The 16982-nt window shown below is 63.2% G+C and carries 19 protein-coding genes; 11 read left to right on the top strand and 8 right to left on the bottom strand.

From position 1 onward, the window contains the following. Window positions 1-48: 48 nt before the first annotated feature. Window positions 49-630 carry a hypothetical protein gene (locus tag MXAZACID_RS08640; protein WP_008493883.1) on the bottom strand — a complete coding sequence of 194 codons (582 nt, stop codon included), beginning with the start codon at window positions 628-630 and terminating at the stop codon, window positions 49-51. Continuing rightward, complete coding sequence (aat, locus tag MXAZACID_RS08645; RefSeq protein ID WP_008493884.1) at window positions 627-1292, bottom strand: leucyl/phenylalanyl-tRNA--protein transferase; 666 nt, start codon at window positions 1290-1292, stop codon at window positions 627-629. The genes MXAZACID_RS08640 and aat overlap by 4 nt, the downstream gene beginning before the upstream one ends. Before the next feature lie 62 nt (window positions 1293-1354). On the opposite strand from aat, the gene MXAZACID_RS08650 reads away from it, so the two are divergent. After that, entirely contained in the window at window positions 1355-2419 is a 1065-nt protein-coding gene (locus tag MXAZACID_RS08650) for an acyltransferase (protein ID WP_083878606.1), read from the top strand. Window positions 2420-2545: 126 nt separating this feature from the next. Here MXAZACID_RS08650 and MXAZACID_RS08655 read toward each other — a convergent pair whose 3' ends face one another. Continuing rightward, window positions 2546-2761: a hypothetical protein gene (locus tag MXAZACID_RS08655; RefSeq protein WP_008493886.1), complete on the bottom strand. Its 216-nt coding sequence runs from the start codon at window positions 2759-2761 to the stop codon at window positions 2546-2548. A gap of 188 nt (window positions 2762-2949) precedes the next feature. Here MXAZACID_RS08655 and MXAZACID_RS08660 point away from each other — a divergent pair, with 188 nt between their 5' ends. Both MXAZACID_RS08660 and MXAZACID_RS08665 read left to right on the top strand, forming a co-directional pair. Further along, window positions 2950-4353 (top strand): short-chain fatty acyl-CoA regulator family protein, encoded by a 1404-nt coding sequence (locus MXAZACID_RS08660; protein WP_039885126.1) that lies wholly within the window; start codon window positions 2950-2952, stop codon window positions 4351-4353. Further along, window positions 4353-5093, top strand: a complete 741-nt coding sequence (locus MXAZACID_RS08665) for a TlyA family RNA methyltransferase (protein ID WP_008493888.1) — start codon at window positions 4353-4355, stop codon at window positions 5091-5093. Before MXAZACID_RS08660 ends, MXAZACID_RS08665 begins: the two co-directional genes overlap by 1 nt. A 104-nt stretch (window positions 5094-5197) precedes the next feature. Here the strand turns inward: MXAZACID_RS08665 and MXAZACID_RS08670 are convergent, their stop codons facing one another. The 4 genes from MXAZACID_RS08670 to MXAZACID_RS08685 form a co-directional block, all read right to left on the bottom strand. Next, a complete protein-coding gene (locus MXAZACID_RS08670) occupies window positions 5198-5800 on the bottom strand; it encodes a hypothetical protein (protein WP_008493890.1) in 603 nt (200 codons plus the stop codon). Then, window positions 5790-6812 carry a glycoside hydrolase family 19 protein gene (locus MXAZACID_RS18255; RefSeq protein WP_083878609.1) on the bottom strand — a complete coding sequence of 341 codons (1023 nt, stop codon included), beginning with the start codon at window positions 6810-6812 and terminating at the stop codon, window positions 5790-5792. The genes MXAZACID_RS08670 and MXAZACID_RS18255 overlap by 11 nt, the downstream gene beginning before the upstream one ends. A gap of 258 nt (window positions 6813-7070) precedes the next feature. Beyond that, a complete protein-coding gene (locus tag MXAZACID_RS08680) occupies window positions 7071-8678 on the bottom strand; it encodes a phosphoenolpyruvate carboxykinase (protein ID WP_008493892.1) in 1608 nt (535 codons plus the stop codon). 67 nt (window positions 8679-8745) lie between these two features. Then, window positions 8746-9228, bottom strand: a complete 483-nt coding sequence (locus MXAZACID_RS08685) for a pyridoxamine 5'-phosphate oxidase family protein (RefSeq protein ID WP_168118412.1) — start codon at window positions 9226-9228, stop codon at window positions 8746-8748. A gap of 58 nt (window positions 9229-9286) precedes the next feature. Between MXAZACID_RS08685 and MXAZACID_RS08690 the strand changes: the two genes are divergently transcribed. From MXAZACID_RS08690 to MXAZACID_RS08710, 5 genes are read left to right on the top strand one after another with little or no spacing between them, the layout of a single operon-like run. Continuing rightward, on the top strand, window positions 9287-9988 hold the full coding sequence (locus tag MXAZACID_RS08690; RefSeq protein ID WP_008493894.1) for a response regulator transcription factor: 702 nt from the start codon (window positions 9287-9289) through the stop codon (window positions 9986-9988). Window positions 9989-9990: 2 nt separating this feature from the next. After that, complete coding sequence (locus MXAZACID_RS08695) at window positions 9991-11622, top strand: ATP-binding protein (RefSeq protein WP_144052721.1); 1632 nt, start codon at window positions 9991-9993, stop codon at window positions 11620-11622. A 4-nt stretch (window positions 11623-11626) separates the two neighbouring features. Further along, the gene (gene upp, locus MXAZACID_RS08700; protein ID WP_008493897.1) at window positions 11627-12250 is read left to right on the top strand and encodes a uracil phosphoribosyltransferase; all 624 of its coding nucleotides are present in this window, start codon (window positions 11627-11629) and stop codon (window positions 12248-12250) included. Beyond that, window positions 12247-12945: an endonuclease III gene (gene nth / locus MXAZACID_RS08705; RefSeq protein WP_008493898.1), complete on the top strand. Its 699-nt coding sequence runs from the start codon at window positions 12247-12249 to the stop codon at window positions 12943-12945. The genes upp and nth overlap by 4 nt, the downstream gene beginning before the upstream one ends. Continuing rightward, window positions 12942-13325, top strand: coding sequence for a RidA family protein (locus MXAZACID_RS08710; RefSeq protein ID WP_008493899.1), 384 nt, complete (start codon window positions 12942-12944; stop codon window positions 13323-13325). Before nth ends, MXAZACID_RS08710 begins: the two co-directional genes overlap by 4 nt. A 53-nt stretch (window positions 13326-13378) precedes the next feature. On the opposite strand, the gene MXAZACID_RS08715 is transcribed toward MXAZACID_RS08710, so the two are convergent. Beyond that, window positions 13379-14242, bottom strand: coding sequence for an MBL fold metallo-hydrolase (locus MXAZACID_RS08715; RefSeq protein ID WP_240376598.1), 864 nt, complete (start codon window positions 14240-14242; stop codon window positions 13379-13381). 279 nt (window positions 14243-14521) lie between these two features. Here MXAZACID_RS08715 and trxB point away from each other — a divergent pair, with 279 nt between their 5' ends. The 3 genes from trxB to MXAZACID_RS08730 all read left to right on the top strand — a co-directional run bounded on the left by trxB (window position 14522) and on the right by MXAZACID_RS08730 (window position 16935). Continuing rightward, window positions 14522-15487, top strand: a complete 966-nt coding sequence (gene trxB / locus MXAZACID_RS08720) for a thioredoxin-disulfide reductase (RefSeq protein ID WP_008493901.1) — start codon at window positions 14522-14524, stop codon at window positions 15485-15487. Between the two features lie 16 nt (window positions 15488-15503). After that, on the top strand, window positions 15504-16400 hold the full coding sequence (locus tag MXAZACID_RS08725; RefSeq protein ID WP_026440748.1) for a LysR family transcriptional regulator: 897 nt from the start codon (window positions 15504-15506) through the stop codon (window positions 16398-16400). Between the two features lie 220 nt (window positions 16401-16620). Then, window positions 16621-16935 (top strand): DUF167 domain-containing protein, encoded by a 315-nt coding sequence (locus MXAZACID_RS08730; protein WP_240376600.1) that lies wholly within the window; start codon window positions 16621-16623, stop codon window positions 16933-16935. The last annotated feature ends 47 nt before the right edge of the window (window positions 16936-16982 follow it).

The raw sequence follows: 16982 nt of genomic DNA on the forward strand, positions 1-16982 counted from the left end.
ACGTTTTTCGCCGCTTTTTGAAAAAAGCGGCACCAAAAACTTTTACAACTAATGCTGTTGCAGCAGCGCGGCCACCGCCCCCGGCGGCAAATTCAGCGGCGCGAAGCCGGGCGGCGGCATGAACCCGTCCGCTGGCTGCGGCCCGAAATTGACGGCGGTCGCGGTCACATCCGCGCCGCCATGCGCATCATGCCCGACAAAATGCAGAACCACCCCATCGCGCGTCAGGCACGCCGTGGCGGAACCGTGCTGGTCCGTCACCAGATAATTCCGACACGCCAACCCGGCATAATGCCCTTGCCCCAGCGGGCTGAAATTCGCTCCGTCCGCCTGGCTGATCTCGGCGGTCAGCGCCGAGAAATCCGGCGCGCTGACAATGGCGTGCAAGGCCGGCACCACCAGCTTCGCCTCGCCGCGCGGCAGATCCGCCAGCACGAAAAACCCGTTCGGGCTGTCCACCCGCGCCAGCTGGTGCTGGGCATTGTAGCTGAGCTGGTAATTCTGCGGCGCCTGGCCGGTGCCTGAGAGGGTGTAATCCACCTGCACATCGCGCGTCGGCAGAAAGGCCGGGGTGGCGGCGGCGAGGCCGGGAATCAGGGCCGCGCAGGCGGCGAGAAGCAGATATTTCATGGAACCTCTTTTCGGATGGCCTCAAACTCGCGCAGCAATGCGGCGGGATCGGGGCGGTCTGGAAACCGGGCGGGATGCTCCAGCGCCTCCGCCAGCAGCGCGTGATAGCGCGCGCGCGGCACCTCATGCGCGCCGAAGCGGGCGAGATGGCTGGTGATGAATTGCGTATCCAGCAGCACATAACCGCCGAGGCGCAGACGCGCCACCAGATGCGCCAGCGCCACCTTGGAAGCATCCGTCGCGGTGGAGAACATGCTCTCGCCGAAAAACGCCCCGCCCAGCGCCGCGCCATACAGCCCGCCCACCAACCTGCCATCCTCCCAGGTCTCGACGCTATGCGCGAAGCCCAGCCGGAAAAGCGCGGTGAACAGGGTCTCGATCTCGTGATTGATCCAGGTCTCTGGCCGGTTTTCGCGCGACGCCGCGCAGGCGGCGATGGTGCCGGCGAAATCCGCATCGGCGGTAACGGTAAAGCGGTTGCCGCGCAGCGTCTTCATCAGGCTGTGGGAGATGTGAAACCCATGCAGCGGCAGCACCCCGCGCGCATCCGGGTCCAGCCAATGCAAAGTCCGGCTCTCGCGCGATTCCGCCATCGGAAACAGCCCGAGCCGGTAGGCGCGGAGCAGCAGATCCGGTGTGAGCAGAAAGGGCCGGGCGGACATGGCGGGATTTCACACCCAAGCGGACGGTTTGCCAAGCGGGCAAATGCTGTGTAGCCAAAGGCGTGCCGCAACAAGCTCGCGCCAAACTGGGAACATTGGAGCTGGGGCGCTTCATCGCCGCATCTGTCGTCGCCCTGTTCCATGCCAGCTGGGCGGTCGGCCAGCTCAGCGCACACCCGCGCCCGGCCTCTGGCCTGCTGGCGTTGCTGCCGCTGCCGGCCATCCAATATTTCTTCGTGCTCAGCGGCTTCGTCATGCTGCACGCGCATCGCGACGATTTTGGCCAGCCTTATGCCACGCTGCGCTTCTGGTGGCGCCGCGCCTGCCGCATCTACCCCGTCTATTGGCTGGCGCTGGCGGGGGCGATGCTGCTCTGGCACGCCGCCCTGCGCCCGGCCTTGCTGGCGCCGCTGATCACGCTCTGGCCCGGGGCGCATGATGAATGGGTCGCCCCGGCCTGGACGCTGCGTTACGAAATCGGCTTCTATCTGCTGTTCGGGCTCTGCCTGCTGCCGGGGCTGGCGCGCTGGGTGCTGGGGGTCTGGGCGTTGGCGATCCTGGCCCGGCTGGCCTGGCCGGCTGAGCTTGGGCCGCCTGCGGCGGGCGGGCTGTTCACCAGCACGGATCTGCTGTTTTTCGGCGGGCTGCTGGCGGCGTGGCTGTATCATCGGCACAGCCTGAAGCCGCCGGCCTGCCTGGCGCTGCTCGGGCTCGGCATCGCCTTCGCGCTGCCGGGGGCGTTGGTTTCGTTTGGGGATGCGCCGCTGGACAAGGCGCTGAAGGCCGGCTGCGCCGCGATCGGCTTTGGCGGGTTGATCCTGGCCCTGGCCGGGCTGGAGCGCCGCGGCGCCGTGCGCACCGGCCGGCTGGCGCGCGGGCTGGGGCAGCTCTCCTACCCGCTCTACATTCTGCACATGGTCATCCTGGCGCTGCTGCTGGCCTGGGGCAAAGGCCGGATTCAGCTGGGCGCCACGGCGCGGCCCTGGGCATTGCTGGTGGTGATCCTGCTGATCTACGCGCTGTGCACCGCGGCCACGCTCTGGCTCGACCAGCCGGTGCAACGCTGGCTGCGCCGACGCAAAAACGGCCCCCGGCGGTGGAACCGGGGGCCGTCCTGCCATCCCTAAACCTGGCTTTTTTTATGGTTTTTTAGAGCAACATGACCCTGAATGGAATCATCCAGGGTCATAAAGTTGCTCGTTAAAATAAAGAGCTAGAGCGCGCTGACCGTTTACGGTCAGCCTGAAAGCGCTCTAGCGGACGGTCGAAGACATGGCCCAGAAATGGCCATGGACCAGGCCATCATCGTAATTGTCAAAATCAGCATGGTGCTCATGGTTGGTCTCCGCGCGGCGGTGGGTCGGGGTGGGCTGGGGCGAGCGGCCGCTGGCGCGGGCGTCACGCGCCACCACCACACCGTTCCCGCCGAGACCGTCGGGAGAGAAGCAGGGGTTCATCTGGTTACGCATAGTGACACTCCATGGGTTGAGAGCAGAGCCTTCACCAATCCGGCGTTGGAAGGTGCATGGAGAGGTCGCCGGACCAGTGAAGGTAAGAGTGAATTTATTTACACCACGGCGATTGCGCGAGCGGTTTTTCGCCCGATCCGGCGAAATCTGTGCGTGACTTTACTGTAAATTTTTGCAAAATGTAAAACATGTCAAAAGTGATGATCGGCAAGACCATCCGGCGGCTGCGGATGGAGCAGGGCTTCACCCAGCAAGGCCTTGCGCAGAAGCTGGGGATTTCAACCTCCTATCTGAACCTGGTCGAGCATGACCAGCGCAATGTCACCGCCTCGCTTTTGTTCAAGCTGACCGAGACGCTGAAAGTGGACCTCGCCGCCCTCTCCGGCACCCAGGAGCGCGAGTTCGAGGTGGCGCTGCGCGAGGTCTTCACCGACCCGCAGCTGGGCGCGGACGCGGTGCCGGAAAGCGAGCTCCAGGCCCTCGCCGCCGCCCCGAATGCCGCCCGCGCCGTCCTGGCGCTGCATCGCGCACTGGCCGGGGCAAGGGAGGAAGGCACCGGCATCACCTTGCCCTCCGGGCGCAAGATTTTGCTGCCAAATGAGGAGGTGCGGGATTTCTTCCACGCCCATGAAAACCATTTCCCGGCGCTGGAGGATGCCGCCGAGGCGATTGGCAAGACGCTGGATGTGGCGGGCTTTGGCTCCTCGCACGCGCTGGCGGAGCGGTTGCGGCGCCAGCACGGGCTGGTGGTGCAGGTGCGCCCGCTGCCGGGCAGCTTGCGGGTGTTCGACGCCGCCAACCGCATGCTCACCCTCTCGGAGGATCTGCCGCGCGAGAGCCGGGGGTTTCAGATGGCCTTCCAGCTCGCCTTGCTGGAAGCCCGCGCCCCGGTGGAGGCGATCGTCAAACGCGCCGAGCCGACGACGCGCGACGCCGCCGAGCTGCTGCGCATCGGGCTGCTGAACTATATCGCCGCCGCCTTGATGATGCCCTACGAACCGTTTCTCGAAGCCGCGCAATCGCTGCGCTACGATGTTGACGGGCTGGCCGCGCGGTTTGGGGTTTCCTATGAGCAGGCCTGCCAGCGTCTATCCTCCATGCAGCGGGCCGGGCAGCGCGGGGTGCCGTTTTTCTTTCTGCGGGTGGATGCGGCGGGGAATGTCAGCAAGCGGTTTTCCGCCGCCGGCTTTCCGTTCATGCGCTATGGCGGCACCTGTCCGCGCTGGGTGGCGCATTCGGCCTTCGCCACGCCCGGCGCCATCCGCGTGCAGGTGGCGCAGCTTTCCGCCACCGAGACGTTTCTCTGCTTCGCCCGCGCCATCACCGGGCGGCCGGCGCGCTGGGGGGAGCCAGCACCGGTGCGGGTGGTCGCCATGGGGTGCGATGTGTCGCACGCGCGCAGCATCGTCTATGGCGACGGGCTGGACCTGGCCGGGGCGGCGGTGGGGATCGGGCTCTCCTGCCGGCTGTGCGAGCGCCAGGAGTGCCGCTCCCGCGCCTTCCCGCCGATTGCCCACCGGCTGGCGCTGAGCCCCGATACCACCAGTGCCAGCCCCTATCGTTTCAAATCCATGCCCGGAGACAGCAGATAATGGCCAAGCAGCGTGTGGATGTGATGCTGGTGGCGCGCGGGCTGGCGGAGAGCCGGGCGAAGGCGCAGGCGCTGATTATGGCCGGGCTGGTTTATGCCGGCACGGCGCGGGTGGCGAAGGCCGGGGATACGCTGCCGGAGGACGCGCAGCTTTCGGTGAAAGGCCAGGAGCATCCCTGGGTTTCGCGCGGCGGCATGAAGCTGGCGCATGGGCTGGCGCATTTCGGGTTTGAGGCTGCCGGGCGGATCGGGCTGGATGTGGGTGCCTCCACCGGCGGGTTTACCGATGTGCTGCTCAGCAACGGGGCGGAAAAAGTTTACGCGGTGGATGTGGGGCATGGGCAGCTGGCCTGGAAGCTGCGCTCCGATCCGCGGGTGGTGGTGATGGAGAAGACCAATGCCCGGCATCTGAGCGCGGAACAGATCCCGGAGCCGATCGGCGCGATTGTCTGCGATGCCAGCTTTATCGGGCTGCAGACGGTGCTGCCGGCGGGGCTGGGCTTATGCGCGCCCGGCGCCTTCGCGGTGGCGCTGATCAAACCGCAATTCGAGGCCGGGCCGGAGCAGGTGGGCAAAGGCGGGGTGGTGCGCGATCCGGCCGTGCATGAGCAGGTTTGCGCGCGGATCGAAGCCTGGTTTTCCGCCCTGCCGGGCTGGGAGGTGCTGGGGATTACGCCAAGCCCGATCAAAGGGCCGGAGGGGAATGTGGAATTTCTGATCGGGGCAAGGCGGGTGGGGTGAGAGTGTTTTGTTCTTGGAATGTTCCACGTGGAACATGGGTTGGCGTTTAAAATAACAACGCGTTAGATTTCAGTGGTTTATGAAGGGGTTTGCGGTTGAAGGTTTCATTCGTCTGAGGCAGGCGGTGGCTTCACCCCAACTCTGTCGATTGCCTTTAATAGCTCCGGCATGGTCGCGTAATTGCCCTGTGACATGAGATCACTCAAAGTCTGATCAAAAGTGATCTTGGTTTTTGACGTGATGTAGATGAGGGGCTGGTAGATTGGCTGGCCACTGGGGCCGCCTGATACGCCGATGACGATAATGTCGGTATATTTGCTGCCTCTCAGGCGGCGAAAGGCAACTGATTTGACCTCCGCCGTGAGGGTGTTCCAGGCGTAATCGGGCGTGTTTGGCCATGTCAGGTCGTGGATGTCTTTGCCGTTCTGGTAGAGGCTCAGGGCAATGTAAGCTGTATCCAGCGCTTGGTGGTTGATCCCCTCATCGCCAAGAGGATCATTGATGATATGGCCAACAAAGCAAACATCCCCATATGGCTTTAACGTTACGGGAAAGATTGTGTTTGGGATAATCTTTGATGCGTCCAGATCCAGATGCGCGCATTGCCCCGACGGGGGCGGCACGGAGGTACTGGCGGCCATGGCGGTTGCAAGGCTGATTGTGGAAAAAGCTAGAATAAAAAGAGATTTTTTCAAATTAACCCGCATTGTGAAGCATCCGTTCCATGATCGTTCTCGCGGCAAGTTTCCGATTTGCCTCTCTTGTCGCCATATTTAGCCCGCCAGGATTGATCGCATGGATAAGGCTGATAAAATCATAATTGTCGGCATAATGGTTCAAATGACGCATACCCCAATACCAAAGGGCGGATGCGACCGCATATTGTGGTTCGGCTACAAGATCTGGATTTTTTACAAAATCGATCTGCATACTCTTTGAGAATTGAGTATAGTTATATAACCCCGTAATTTGTAAGAGACCGCGCCCGCGATATCGCCATCCGTTACCGTTTCCAAATGGTCCGTTTCCAAGAAAGCGAGCGCGCTCGCCACTATAAACGTAATTGGCAAGAGCTTCTGGGTTGTTGACATACGGTTCTGCGGCTTTTGTGGACTGGATGCCGAATGTGCGAGCTATGCTTGACGCGCTTGTATATTCAAGATCTTCCACCAATCTTGTAAATGCCCATGATTCTTCACCGGCATTGCCAAGAAAAGCCGAGATTCGTGGTATAGTGCTGGTATTAAAAAGCGTCGCGTAGAAGCCGATCCATGGTGCAATTGCCTGTATAATCTGTCTCTGATTATCATATGCGGCTTGCTTATCCTGTATGTCGAGTTGCTTCTGCGCTTGTGCATGCAACCTTCTTTCTATCTCTGGTAAATCTTGGTGTTTTCCTATGGCGGGTAATTTCGCTTGAGCTGACTTGCTCTGGTAAAGAGCAGCCGGAGCCTTGTGATGATGGATTGGGGGAGGTCCAGCAATCTGCTGCAAGAGCGTTGGGTCAATAGACACGCTGCCGAACGAGGTTATAGTAGCGGGGCTGGGCTGTTTACGGCCCGTTGCGGCTGCATAAAGCTCTCCGTACCAAAAATTGTATTCAGCCGCATCGATGCAGCTTATTCGATCCAACGCGCGCGATAATGGTAAGGGAGCCGGACGCTGGAGCACTCCGCGTCCAGGCGCGATTCCGAAGACCTGCTCAACGACAGAAAGCATGGATTTCTTTTCGCATGATTAAAAGCTTTTAGCCTCTTTGGCAGAGGCCTGGCTAGACTTTACTATGTTCCTGTTTTGTATCCGACTACTACGAGTACGGAGCCTCGCCGGACGAGCGTAATAAGCAAAACGGCGTACCTGTATTTGACTGGTAATGCTTTGCTTCACCCTCATCGCAATGATGTTGCTGGAGCCAGAAATGAAACAGGCCGGACCCAATGGTCCGGCCTTTTCCTCATCTAACCCGGATCAAAACCCTTACGCGGCGCTCTTAATCGCCGCCGCTTTCACGTCCTCGTCCACATGCTCGGCAAAACTCTCGAAATTCTCGATGAAGCGCTGCACCAGGCCCTTGGCGGCGGCGTCGTAGGCAGCCTTGTCGGACCAGGCCTGGCGGGGATCGAGGACCTCGTCGGGAACGCCGTCCACATGCACGGGGATGGCGAGGCCAAAGAACGGGTCGGTGCGGTAGTCGACATGGTCGAGCTCACCGTTCAGGGCGGCGTTCAGCAAAGCGCGGGTATGCTTGATGGACATGCGCTTGCCGACCCCATAGGCGCCGCCGCTCCAGCCGGTATTGACCAGCCAGCAATGCGCGCCGTGCTGCTTGATCAGCTCTTGCAGCAGCTTGCCGTAAACCTGCGGGTGGCGGGGCAGGAAGGGGGCGCCGAAGCAGGTGGAGAAGGTGGCCTGGGCGCCGCTGCCCAGCCCCTTTTCCGTGCCCGCCACGCGCGCGGTGTAGCCGGAGAGGAAATGGTACATGGCCTGCGCCGGGGTGAGGCGCGAGATCGGCGGGAGCACGCCGAAGGCATCGGCGGTGAGCATGATCACGTTCTTCGGAATGCCGCCCTGGCCGGAGAGCTCGACATTGGGGATGAACTCGACCGGATAGCAGGCGCGGGTGTTTTCGGTGAGGGTGCGGTCGGTCAGGTCCAGCCGGCCGCGCGGGTCCGCCACCACATTTTCCAGAACCGTGCCGAAGCGGTGCGAGGCGGCCCAGATTTCCGGCTCGTTTTCCTCGGAGAGGTCGATCACCTTGGCGTAGCAGCCGCCCTCGAAATTGAACACACCATGCGGGCCCCAGCCATGCTCGTCATCGCCGATGAGCCGGCGGGTGGGGTCCGAGGAGAGGGTGGTCTTGCCGGTGCCGGAGAGGCCGAAGAACAGAGCCGCATCCTCATTCGGGCCGATATTGGCGGAGCAATGCATCGGCAGCATGCCCTTGGCAGGCAGCAGCCAGTTCATTACGGTGAAGATGGATTTCTTGATCTCGCCCGCATATTCGGTGCCGGCGATGACGATCAGTTTTTCGGCGAAGGAGAGGGCGATGGCGGTGGAGGATTTCACCCCGTCCAGCGCCGGGTCGGCCTCGAAATCCGGGGCGTGGAGGATGACGTAATCCGGCTCGAACCCGGCCAGCTCGCCCTCGGCCGGGCGGATGAACATGTTGCGGGCGAAGAGGGCGTGCCAGGCGCCGGTGGTGACCAGGCGCACCCGGATGCGGTGGTCCGGGTCCGCGCCGGCGTACAGATCCTGGGTGAACAGCTCGCGCCCCTGCAGATAGGCCTGCACGCGGCCCTTCAGAACGGCGAATTTTTCACGCGGCAGGCGCTGGTTGATCTTGCCCCACCAGATGTCGTTGGTGGTCTCGGGCTCGTCGACGACGAATTTATCGGCCACCGAGCGGCCGGTATGGATGCCGGTTTTGACGATCAGCGCGCCCTCGGCGGAGAGGCGGGCTTCGCCCTTGCGCAGCGCGTGGGCGGTGAGGCCCGGGGCGGTGAGGTTGGCATGCAGGGCGGCGGCGAGGCGCACGCCCGTCCCTTTCAGCGGGGCGGCATCGCGGAGCGCGGATTTATCGGTCATCGGCTGGGCTATTCCTTCTGGAAACGCGGATATGCACGATGGTTCATATGCGCGTCACGCCGGAGATTCAACCGGGCGGGCGCATGGCGGATTTGAAAATCTGATTTTGCAGCGCGGCGAATTGGAAAGATGACGCATTCGCAAAACCGCCGACATAATTTGAGCCTAAAATAAATAGCTTCCAGAAGGTGAAGTCTGCGAAGTCTATATACTGAGTGGCGTAAGGGTGGGTTTTCAGGAAAATCTCGCGCTTGGATTTGTCCGGCAGGGCCTTGGCCTCGCCGGTCAGGCAGAGGCGCGGGGTGGTTTGCGGGTTGTCGCTGCTGGGCGTGCCGGTGACGAGCAGAGCGCAGGATGGGTGGGCGCGCAGATGGCGCGTATGCACGGCCAGGTTGGAGAGCAGCAGGAGGGGCTGGGCGTCCTCATCCAGCGCCGGGGTGACCAAAGCGGCGTGCGGCATGCCCTCATGCACCGTCGCCAAGGTGGCGCTGCGGGCGGTAAGGAGCAATTGCGCGGCGTCGTGAAGTCTTTGCTCTTGATTTACTGCCATAATCCGGTCACTCCCTGGCGGCAGAAAGGCCATAACCGCCACTGATTGGGTCTGCACGATGAAACAAACCATTGCCCTGGTCGATGACGACCGCAATATCCTCACTTCGGTGCAGATGACACTGGAGGCCGAGGGCTTCGTGGTGCGCACCTATACCGATGGCGAGAGTGCCCTGCAGGCGCTGCTGGCCAAGCCGGTGGATCTGGCGGTGCTGGATATCAAGATGCCGCGCATGGACGGGATGGAGCTGCTGCAGAAGCTGCGCGCCCGCTCGGCGCTGCCGGTGATTTTTCTCACCTCCAAGGATGACGAGCTGGACGAGCTGATGGGGCTGCGGCTGGGGGCGGATGATTATATCACCAAGCCGTTCAGCCAGAGGCTGCTGCTGGAGCGCATCCGCGCCCTGCTGCGCCGGCATGAATCGACCCGGGCCGAGGCCACCGGCGCCACCCCGGCGAGTATCCTGACCCGCGGCGATCTCAGCCTGGATGAGACCAAGCATCAATGCCTGTGGAAGGGCAAGGATATTCAGCTGACGGTGACGGAGTTCTTGCTGGTGAAGGCGCTGGCGCAGCGTCCGGGCATGGTGAAGAGCCGGGACCAGCTGATCGACGCCGCCTATGGCGAGAATGTCTATGTGGATGACCGCACGATCGACAGCCATGTGAAGCGGCTGCGCAAGAAATTCCGCAATGTGGATGGCGAGTTCGACCAGATCGAGACGCTGTACGGCATCGGCTATCGCTATAAGGACGCCTGAAGCTGGCCCGGAAAACCCGCCTGTCGCGGTTGCTGCGCGACATTCTCCTGGTGAATTTGCTGCCGCTGGTGCTGATCTTCGCGGCGCTTTTGTATCTGGATCAGTATCAGCAGGGGCTGCTCTCCGCCGAGGTGTCGGCGCTGCGCGAGCAGGCGCGGATCTATGCCGGGGCGATCGCCGAGACGGCGGTGCAGGAGAGCAACAACCAGCCGGCGTTGAATGCGGACCTGGCGCAGCCGCTGCTTTATTCCCTCACCGAGCCGACGCCGAATGCGCAGGCGCTGATTTATGGCGCGGATGGCGAGCTGATCGCCAATTCCAGGGTGCATCCCGGCGCGGGCGGGGCGATTGTGACGGAGCCGCTTTCGGCGCCGCCGCCGCCAGGGCTGTTCTCGCGGGTGATTTCCTTCATCTATGACCATCTTTCCGGCTCGGTGACCGGCAACCAGGATGAATCCGGGGTGATCGGCTCCGGCGCCGGGCAGGACCCGAACACGCTGGGCTGGCAGCCGGATGCGCGCACGGTTTTGCAGATGACCAACGCCGCCCAGGGCAAGGAGGCGCCGCCTTTCGTGCGCCGCGACCCGCAGGGGATTTTGCTGGTGACGGTGGCGGAGCCGATCGAGCATGGGCAGCAATCGGTGGGCACGGTGCTGCTCACCCGCGAGGCCTCCGAGGTGGATGCGGCGGTGCTGGCGGTGCGGATTTCGATTCTGCTCCTGTTCGCCCTGGCGCTGGCGCTCACCGTCATCGTCTCGTTCTACCTTTCGCGCACCATCGCCAGCCCGATCTCGCGCCTGGCGGCGGCGGCGCAGCGCATGCGCGAGGGCCGGGCCGGGGCGCAGACGCTGCCCAAGGCGGTGACCGGGCGCAATGACGAGATCGGCACGCTGGCGCGCACGCTGGAGGGCACCTCCCAGGCGCTTTGGTCGCGCATGGATGCGATTGAGAAATTCGCCGCCGATGTCGCGCATGAGATCAAGAACCCGCTCTCCTCGATCCGCTCGGCGGTGGAAACGCTGACGCGGGTGGAGGATCCGGCCCGGGCCTCGCGGCTGCTGGCCATCGTCAACCAGGATGTCTCGCGGCTGGACCGGCTGATCACCGATATTTCGGACAGTTCGCGCCTGGATTCGGAGCTGTCGCGCAGCCGCTATGAGATTGTCGATATGGCGCGGCTGCTGGCGACGTTGGCGGAGATCCACGACGCCACCCGCAAGGAGGGCGCGCCCTTCATGGAGGTGGACGTGCCGGCGGCCGATCTGCTGGTGCGCGGCTCCGAGACAAGGCTGGTGCAGGTGCTGCGCAACCTGATCGGCAATGCGATCTCCTTCAGCCCGGCGGAGGGCAGGATTTATCTGCGGGGACGGCTGACCGGCGGGCTGGTGGAGCTTTCGGTGGAGGATGAGGGGCCGGGCATTCCGGATGGCAAGCTCGATTCCATCTTTGACCGCTTCTATTCCGAGCGGCCGCAGAATGAGCAGTTCGGCAGCCATTCCGGGCTGGGTCTGTCGATCTCGCGGCAGATCGTGGAGGCGCATCAGGGCCGGATTTCGGCCGAAAACCGCCGGGACGAGGAGGGCCACGTGATCGGGGCGCGCTTCGTCATCCGGCTGCCTAAGGCGGGGGAGTGAAGCGATGCTGAGCGTGATCGACCATCCTCTGGTGCAGCATAAGCTCACCTTGCTGCGCAAGACGGAGACCACCACCGGCGGCTTCCGCCGGCTGGCGCGGGAGATTTCGCTGCTGCTGGCCTATGAGGTGCTGCGCGACCTGCCGCTGGAGCCGATCACCATCCAGACCCCGATGGAGGAGATGCAGGCGGTGCAGGTGCAGGGCAAGAAGCTCTGCTTCATCTCCATATTGCGCGCCGGGGCGGGGATTCTGGATGGCATGCTGGATCTGGTGCCGGCTGCCAGGGTCGGCCATGTCGGGCTCTATCGCGACCATGAGACGCATGAGCCGGTGGAATATTACTTCAAGGTGCCCGAGGCGCTGGAGGAACGGCTCTGCGTGGTGGTGGACCCGATGCTCGCCACCGGCCATTCCGCCGCCGCCGCCGTGCAGAAGCTGAAGGATGCCGGGACGCGGCAGCTGAAATTCGTCTGCCTGCTGGCCGCACCCGAGGGGGTGGCAAACTTCGAGGCGGCGCATCCTGATGTGCCGATCTATACCGCCGCTTTGGACCGGCAGCTCGATGAGAATGCCTATATCCTGCCCGGGCTGGGCGATGCCGGGGACCGGCTGTTCGGCACCAAATGACCGCCAAGCCGGGCGAGATCGCGCCCTCCAAGCCGATGAAGAAGGCGGATGTGGCGCCGTTTCTCACCGCCATCGCCGCGGGGAATGACGATCCGCGCACGGAGCTGGATTATGGCACGCCGTTTCAGCTGCTGATCGCGGTGATGCTCTCGGCCCAGACCACCGATATCGCGGTGAACAAGGTGACACCGGCTTTGTTTGCGGCAGCACCCGATGCGGCTTCGATGGCGGCTTTGGGGGCGGAGGGGATCGGCCAGCATATCAAATCCATCGGCCTCTGGCAGGCCAAGGCGAAGAATGCGGCAGCGCTTTCCCAGCAATTGCTGGAGCGCCATGGCGGTGAGGTGCCCGGCGAGCGCGAGGCGCTGGAGGCGTTGCCCGGGGTGGGCCGCAAGACCGCGAATGTGGTGCTGAACGAGATTTTCGGCCTGCCGACGATGGCGGTGGACACGCATATTTTCCGCCTCGGCAACCGCACTGGCATTGCCCCCGGCGCCACCCCGCGCGCGGTGGAGGAGGGGCTGCTGAAGCGCATCCCGAAAGAGATGCTGAAGCCGGCGCATCTCTGGCTGATCCTGCACGGGCGCTATGTGTGCAAGGCGCGCAAGCCGGAATGCTGGCGCTGTGCCGGCGCGCCCTGGTGCAGCTTCAAACCCAAACCCACCGCCCCCGCTGGGCTGAAAGCGACGCCATGAGCCAGACCGAACCTTATTTCCTGGAAGATACCGACGAGACGGCGATCTCCTCGGACGTGGCCGGGCTGGGCAATCTGCTGGTGACCACGCAGATCCCGCTACGCCCGGATGGCGAGCTGGAGCTGGGCGATATCGTGACGCAGAGCGAGGCGACGCTGACCTGCCTGAAGACCTCGCTGGAGGCGGCGGGAGGCAGGCTGGCGGATGTGATCCATCTGACGATCTATCTGACGGACATGGCGGACCGCCCGGCCTTCAATGAGGTCTATTGCCGGTATTTCGCCAAGCCCTACCCGGTGCGCTGCGCGGTGGGGGTGAGCGCGCTGATGGACCCGGCGATGAAGGTGGAAGTCACGGCGATGGCGGTGCGCAGGGGTTAGCAAAAGTTTTTTGGTGCCGCTTTTTTTCAAAAAAGCGGCGAAAAACGCTGGGGTTAACCCCAGAGCGGCGCGCTCTGCCCGACATCCAGCGTGAAGAACCGGTCCGGTGAAATCCCAGCCTGCGTCAGCGCCAGGGTCAGTTCCTTCTCCGGCGCGTCGATCGGCTCGGCGGTGAGCTGGAAGGTGCCGAAATGCATGCCCACGGCGCGCTTGGCCTGCAGATCGCTGAAGGCCTGCACCGCCTCCTGCGGGTTCATGTGCACGCTCTTCATCATCTCGCGCGGCGCATAGGCACCGATGGGCAGCAGCGCCAGGTCCGGCGCGCCGAGGCGGCGATGGATCTCGGTGTAGAATTTCGTGTAGCCGCTATCCCCGCCGAAATAGAGCTTATGGCCGTGATAATTGACCATGAAGCTGACCCAGAGTGTCTGGTTGCGGTCCCATAGCGTCCGGGCGGCGAAATGCCGGGCGGGGGCGGCGGCGATATGCGCGCCCTGCACGGTCACACTCTCCCACCAATCCAGCTCGGTGGCGCCGGGGAGCTGGGCGCGTTTCAGGAAGGCGGCGTTGCCCAGGCTGGTGACCAGATGCGCCGCCGGGAAGCGCTTGCGGATCTGGCGCAGCGAGTCGAGGTCCATATGGTCGTAATGATTGTGCGAGAGCAGGATCAGATCGATAGGCGGCAGCTGCGCGATGCGCAGGCCGGGATCGCGCACGCGCTTTGGCCCGGCGAAGCGCACGGGGGAGCAGCGCTCCGAAAATACCGGGTCTGTTAACATTGTTAACCCGCCAAAGCAGACCAGGAAGGAGCTATGGCCGATCCAGGTGACGCTGGGTGTGGCGGGGTCCGGCGCCGGATAAGGCTTGTTCTCGATGCGCTCCGGCCATTGCGCCCAGAGGGCCGGGTTTCTCGTCATCCTGGCTCGCAGGATTCGCATCATCCCGCCCCGGCTGCGTTTGCCGGTCTGCGGCGCGGCCTCTGGATTGAAAAAATATGTACCGTTGAAATGATCAGTTTCGGAAGAGCGCATTTGCATGATATTGGGAAGCGCGCGAACGACTTAAATAGCCGGAAACGTCTTGTTACAGCCAGTTATCGCGGGTTTTGGCGCCGTCTGCCGTGTTAGATACCTTGTATCGGCGCGCACGCAACGGATATGTAATCCGGGACTTATAAGGATTGTGGATCAGCAGCGATGACTGAGGTGAAAAAGACCCGGGTTTTGATCATTGGCGCCGGCCCGGCGGGTTACACGGCGGCGATTTACGCGGCCCGTGCCAATCTGGCCCCGGTGCTGGTGGCCGGGTTGCAGCCCGGCGGGCAGCTCACCATCACCACGGAGGTCGAGAATTATCCCGGCTTCGCCGATCCCATCCAGGGCCCCTGGCTGATGGAGCAGATGGCCAAGCAGGCCGAGCATGTCGGCACCGAGATCATGTATGATCTGATCACCAAGGTCGATGTCTCCAAACGCCCCTTCATCGCCGAGACCGATGGCGGGATCGTGTTCGAGGCGGAGAGCGTGATCATCGCCACCGGCGCGCAGGCGCGCTGGCTGGGGCTGGAGTCAGAGAAAACCTATCAGGGCGGCGGCGTTTCCGCCTGTGCGACCTGCGACGGGTTTTTCTATCGCGGCAAGAAGGTCGCGGTGGTCGGCGGCGGCAATACGGCGGTGGAAGAGGCGCTCTACCTCACCCATCACGCCAGCCATGTCACGCTGATCCATCGCCGCAACAGCTTGCGCGCCGAGCGGATTTTGCAGCAGCGTTTGTTCGAGAATCCGAAAATCTCGATCATCTGGGATCATGTGGTCGAGGAGATCACCGGCACGGCCAGCCCGGCGGTGGTGACGGGGCTTAATCTGAAACACGCGACGACCGGCGAGGCCAGGCAGATCGAGGTGGATGGCGTGTTCATCGCCATCGGCCATTCGCCGACCACCGCTTTGTTCCACGGCCAGGTGCAGCTGGATGATGAGGGTTATATCATCACCCGTCCCGGCACCACCGAGACCTCCATCCCCGGCGTATTCGCGGCCGGCGACGTTCAGGACAAGATCTACCGTCAGGCGGTGACGGCGGCCGGCACCGGCTGCATGGCGGCGCTGGAGGTCGAGAAGTTTCTGAGCCATATTCCTCTGCACGTCAGCGAGGCGGCATAAAATGACCGGACAAAAAATGGATTGGGACAAGCTTCGGGTTTTTCACGCTGTCGCCGAGGCGGGCAGCTTCACGCATGCGGGGGATACGCTGAATCTCAGCCAGTCCGCCGTGTCGCGGCAGATTTCGGCGCTGGAGGAGGCGCTGGCGGTGCCTTTGTTTCACCGCCATGCGCGCGGGCTGATCCTCACCGAGCAGGGTGAGGCGTTGAACCGCACCGTGCGCGAGGTGTTCGCCAAGCTGGCGATGACCGAGGCGCTGCTGGCCGAGAGCAAGGAAAAGCCGGCCGGGCGCTTGAAAGTGACCACCACCCACAGCTTCGGCGTGACCTGGCTGGCACCAAGGCTGAAACATTTCCTCGCCGCGCATCCGGATGTCACCGTCTCGCTGCTGCTGGATGACACCGACCTGGATCTGGCGATGCGCGAGGCGGATGTCGCCATCCGCATGCATCCGCCCCGCCAGCCGGACCTGGTGCAGCGCCATCTGGGCGAGATCCGCAGCCAGATCTGGGCCTCGCCGGATTATCTGAAGGCGAATGGCACGCCGGAGAGCGCGGACGATCTGGACAAGCATAAGCTGATCCTGTTCGGCGACCGCAAGCCGCCAGTGCCGGATGTGAACTGGCTGGGCGAGCTGGGCCGCAAGGATGGCACGGCGCGGCGCGGGGTGCTGGAGGTGAACTCGCTGCAGGCGATGCTGGCCTGCATCCGGGCCGGCATCGGCATCGGCGCGGTGCCGGATTATCTGGTGGGCGATTCCTCCGGCCTGGTGCCGCTGCTCGCGGATGTGAAGAAGCCGCCGGTGGATATGTATTTCGTCTATCCGGAAGAGCTGCGGAACTCCAAGCGCGTCGCGGTTTTCCGTGACTTCCTGGTGAATTCTATTGCGGAACGCAACGGCGTGAAGGGCTGAAGTGAGGCGCGCCCTGGAGTCGTCCGGGGCGCTGCTACACCATGTTACACAAGATCAACAGGGTTACGATTTTCACACTTAAAAAATCTCTGATGTGGCTTATATACAACATATCCGGTCCCGAGAGGGGTTGGAGTGGGACTTCGGTCCCAACGTCTCCCAGACGTGAAGCCTCCCTGTTGACTTGACCCGCTGGCCATTGGCTGGCGGGTTTTTTTTCGTGCCGAAGGATGAGATGCGGTTTTGGGATGAGACGAGCCGGGGGCTGAGCCTGGCGGTGAAGGCGCAGCCGGGGGCGAGGCGGGTGGCGATTGGCCCGGTGGTGCCTGCGGCCGCAGCGCCTGGGTGGCCGCAGGCGCGGCTGAAAGTGGCGGTGAACGCGCCGCCGGAGGATGGCAAGGCGAATGAGGCGATCATCGCGGCGCTGGCGGCGTGGCTGGGGGTAAAGGCGGGAACGATTACACTGGTGGCCGGCCAGACCAGCCGCGAAAAACGCTTCCTGATCACGCCCTCGGTGCCCGTGCCCGAATTATAGAAGCGCCCGGGCCGGAAGGTCACAAAAGTTTTTGGGGGTGTGGGGAC

The organism is Acidocella sp. MX-AZ02, from assembly GCF_000306035.1.
GTDB classification, from domain to species: Bacteria; Pseudomonadota; Alphaproteobacteria; order Acetobacterales; family Acetobacteraceae; genus Acidocella; species Acidocella facilis.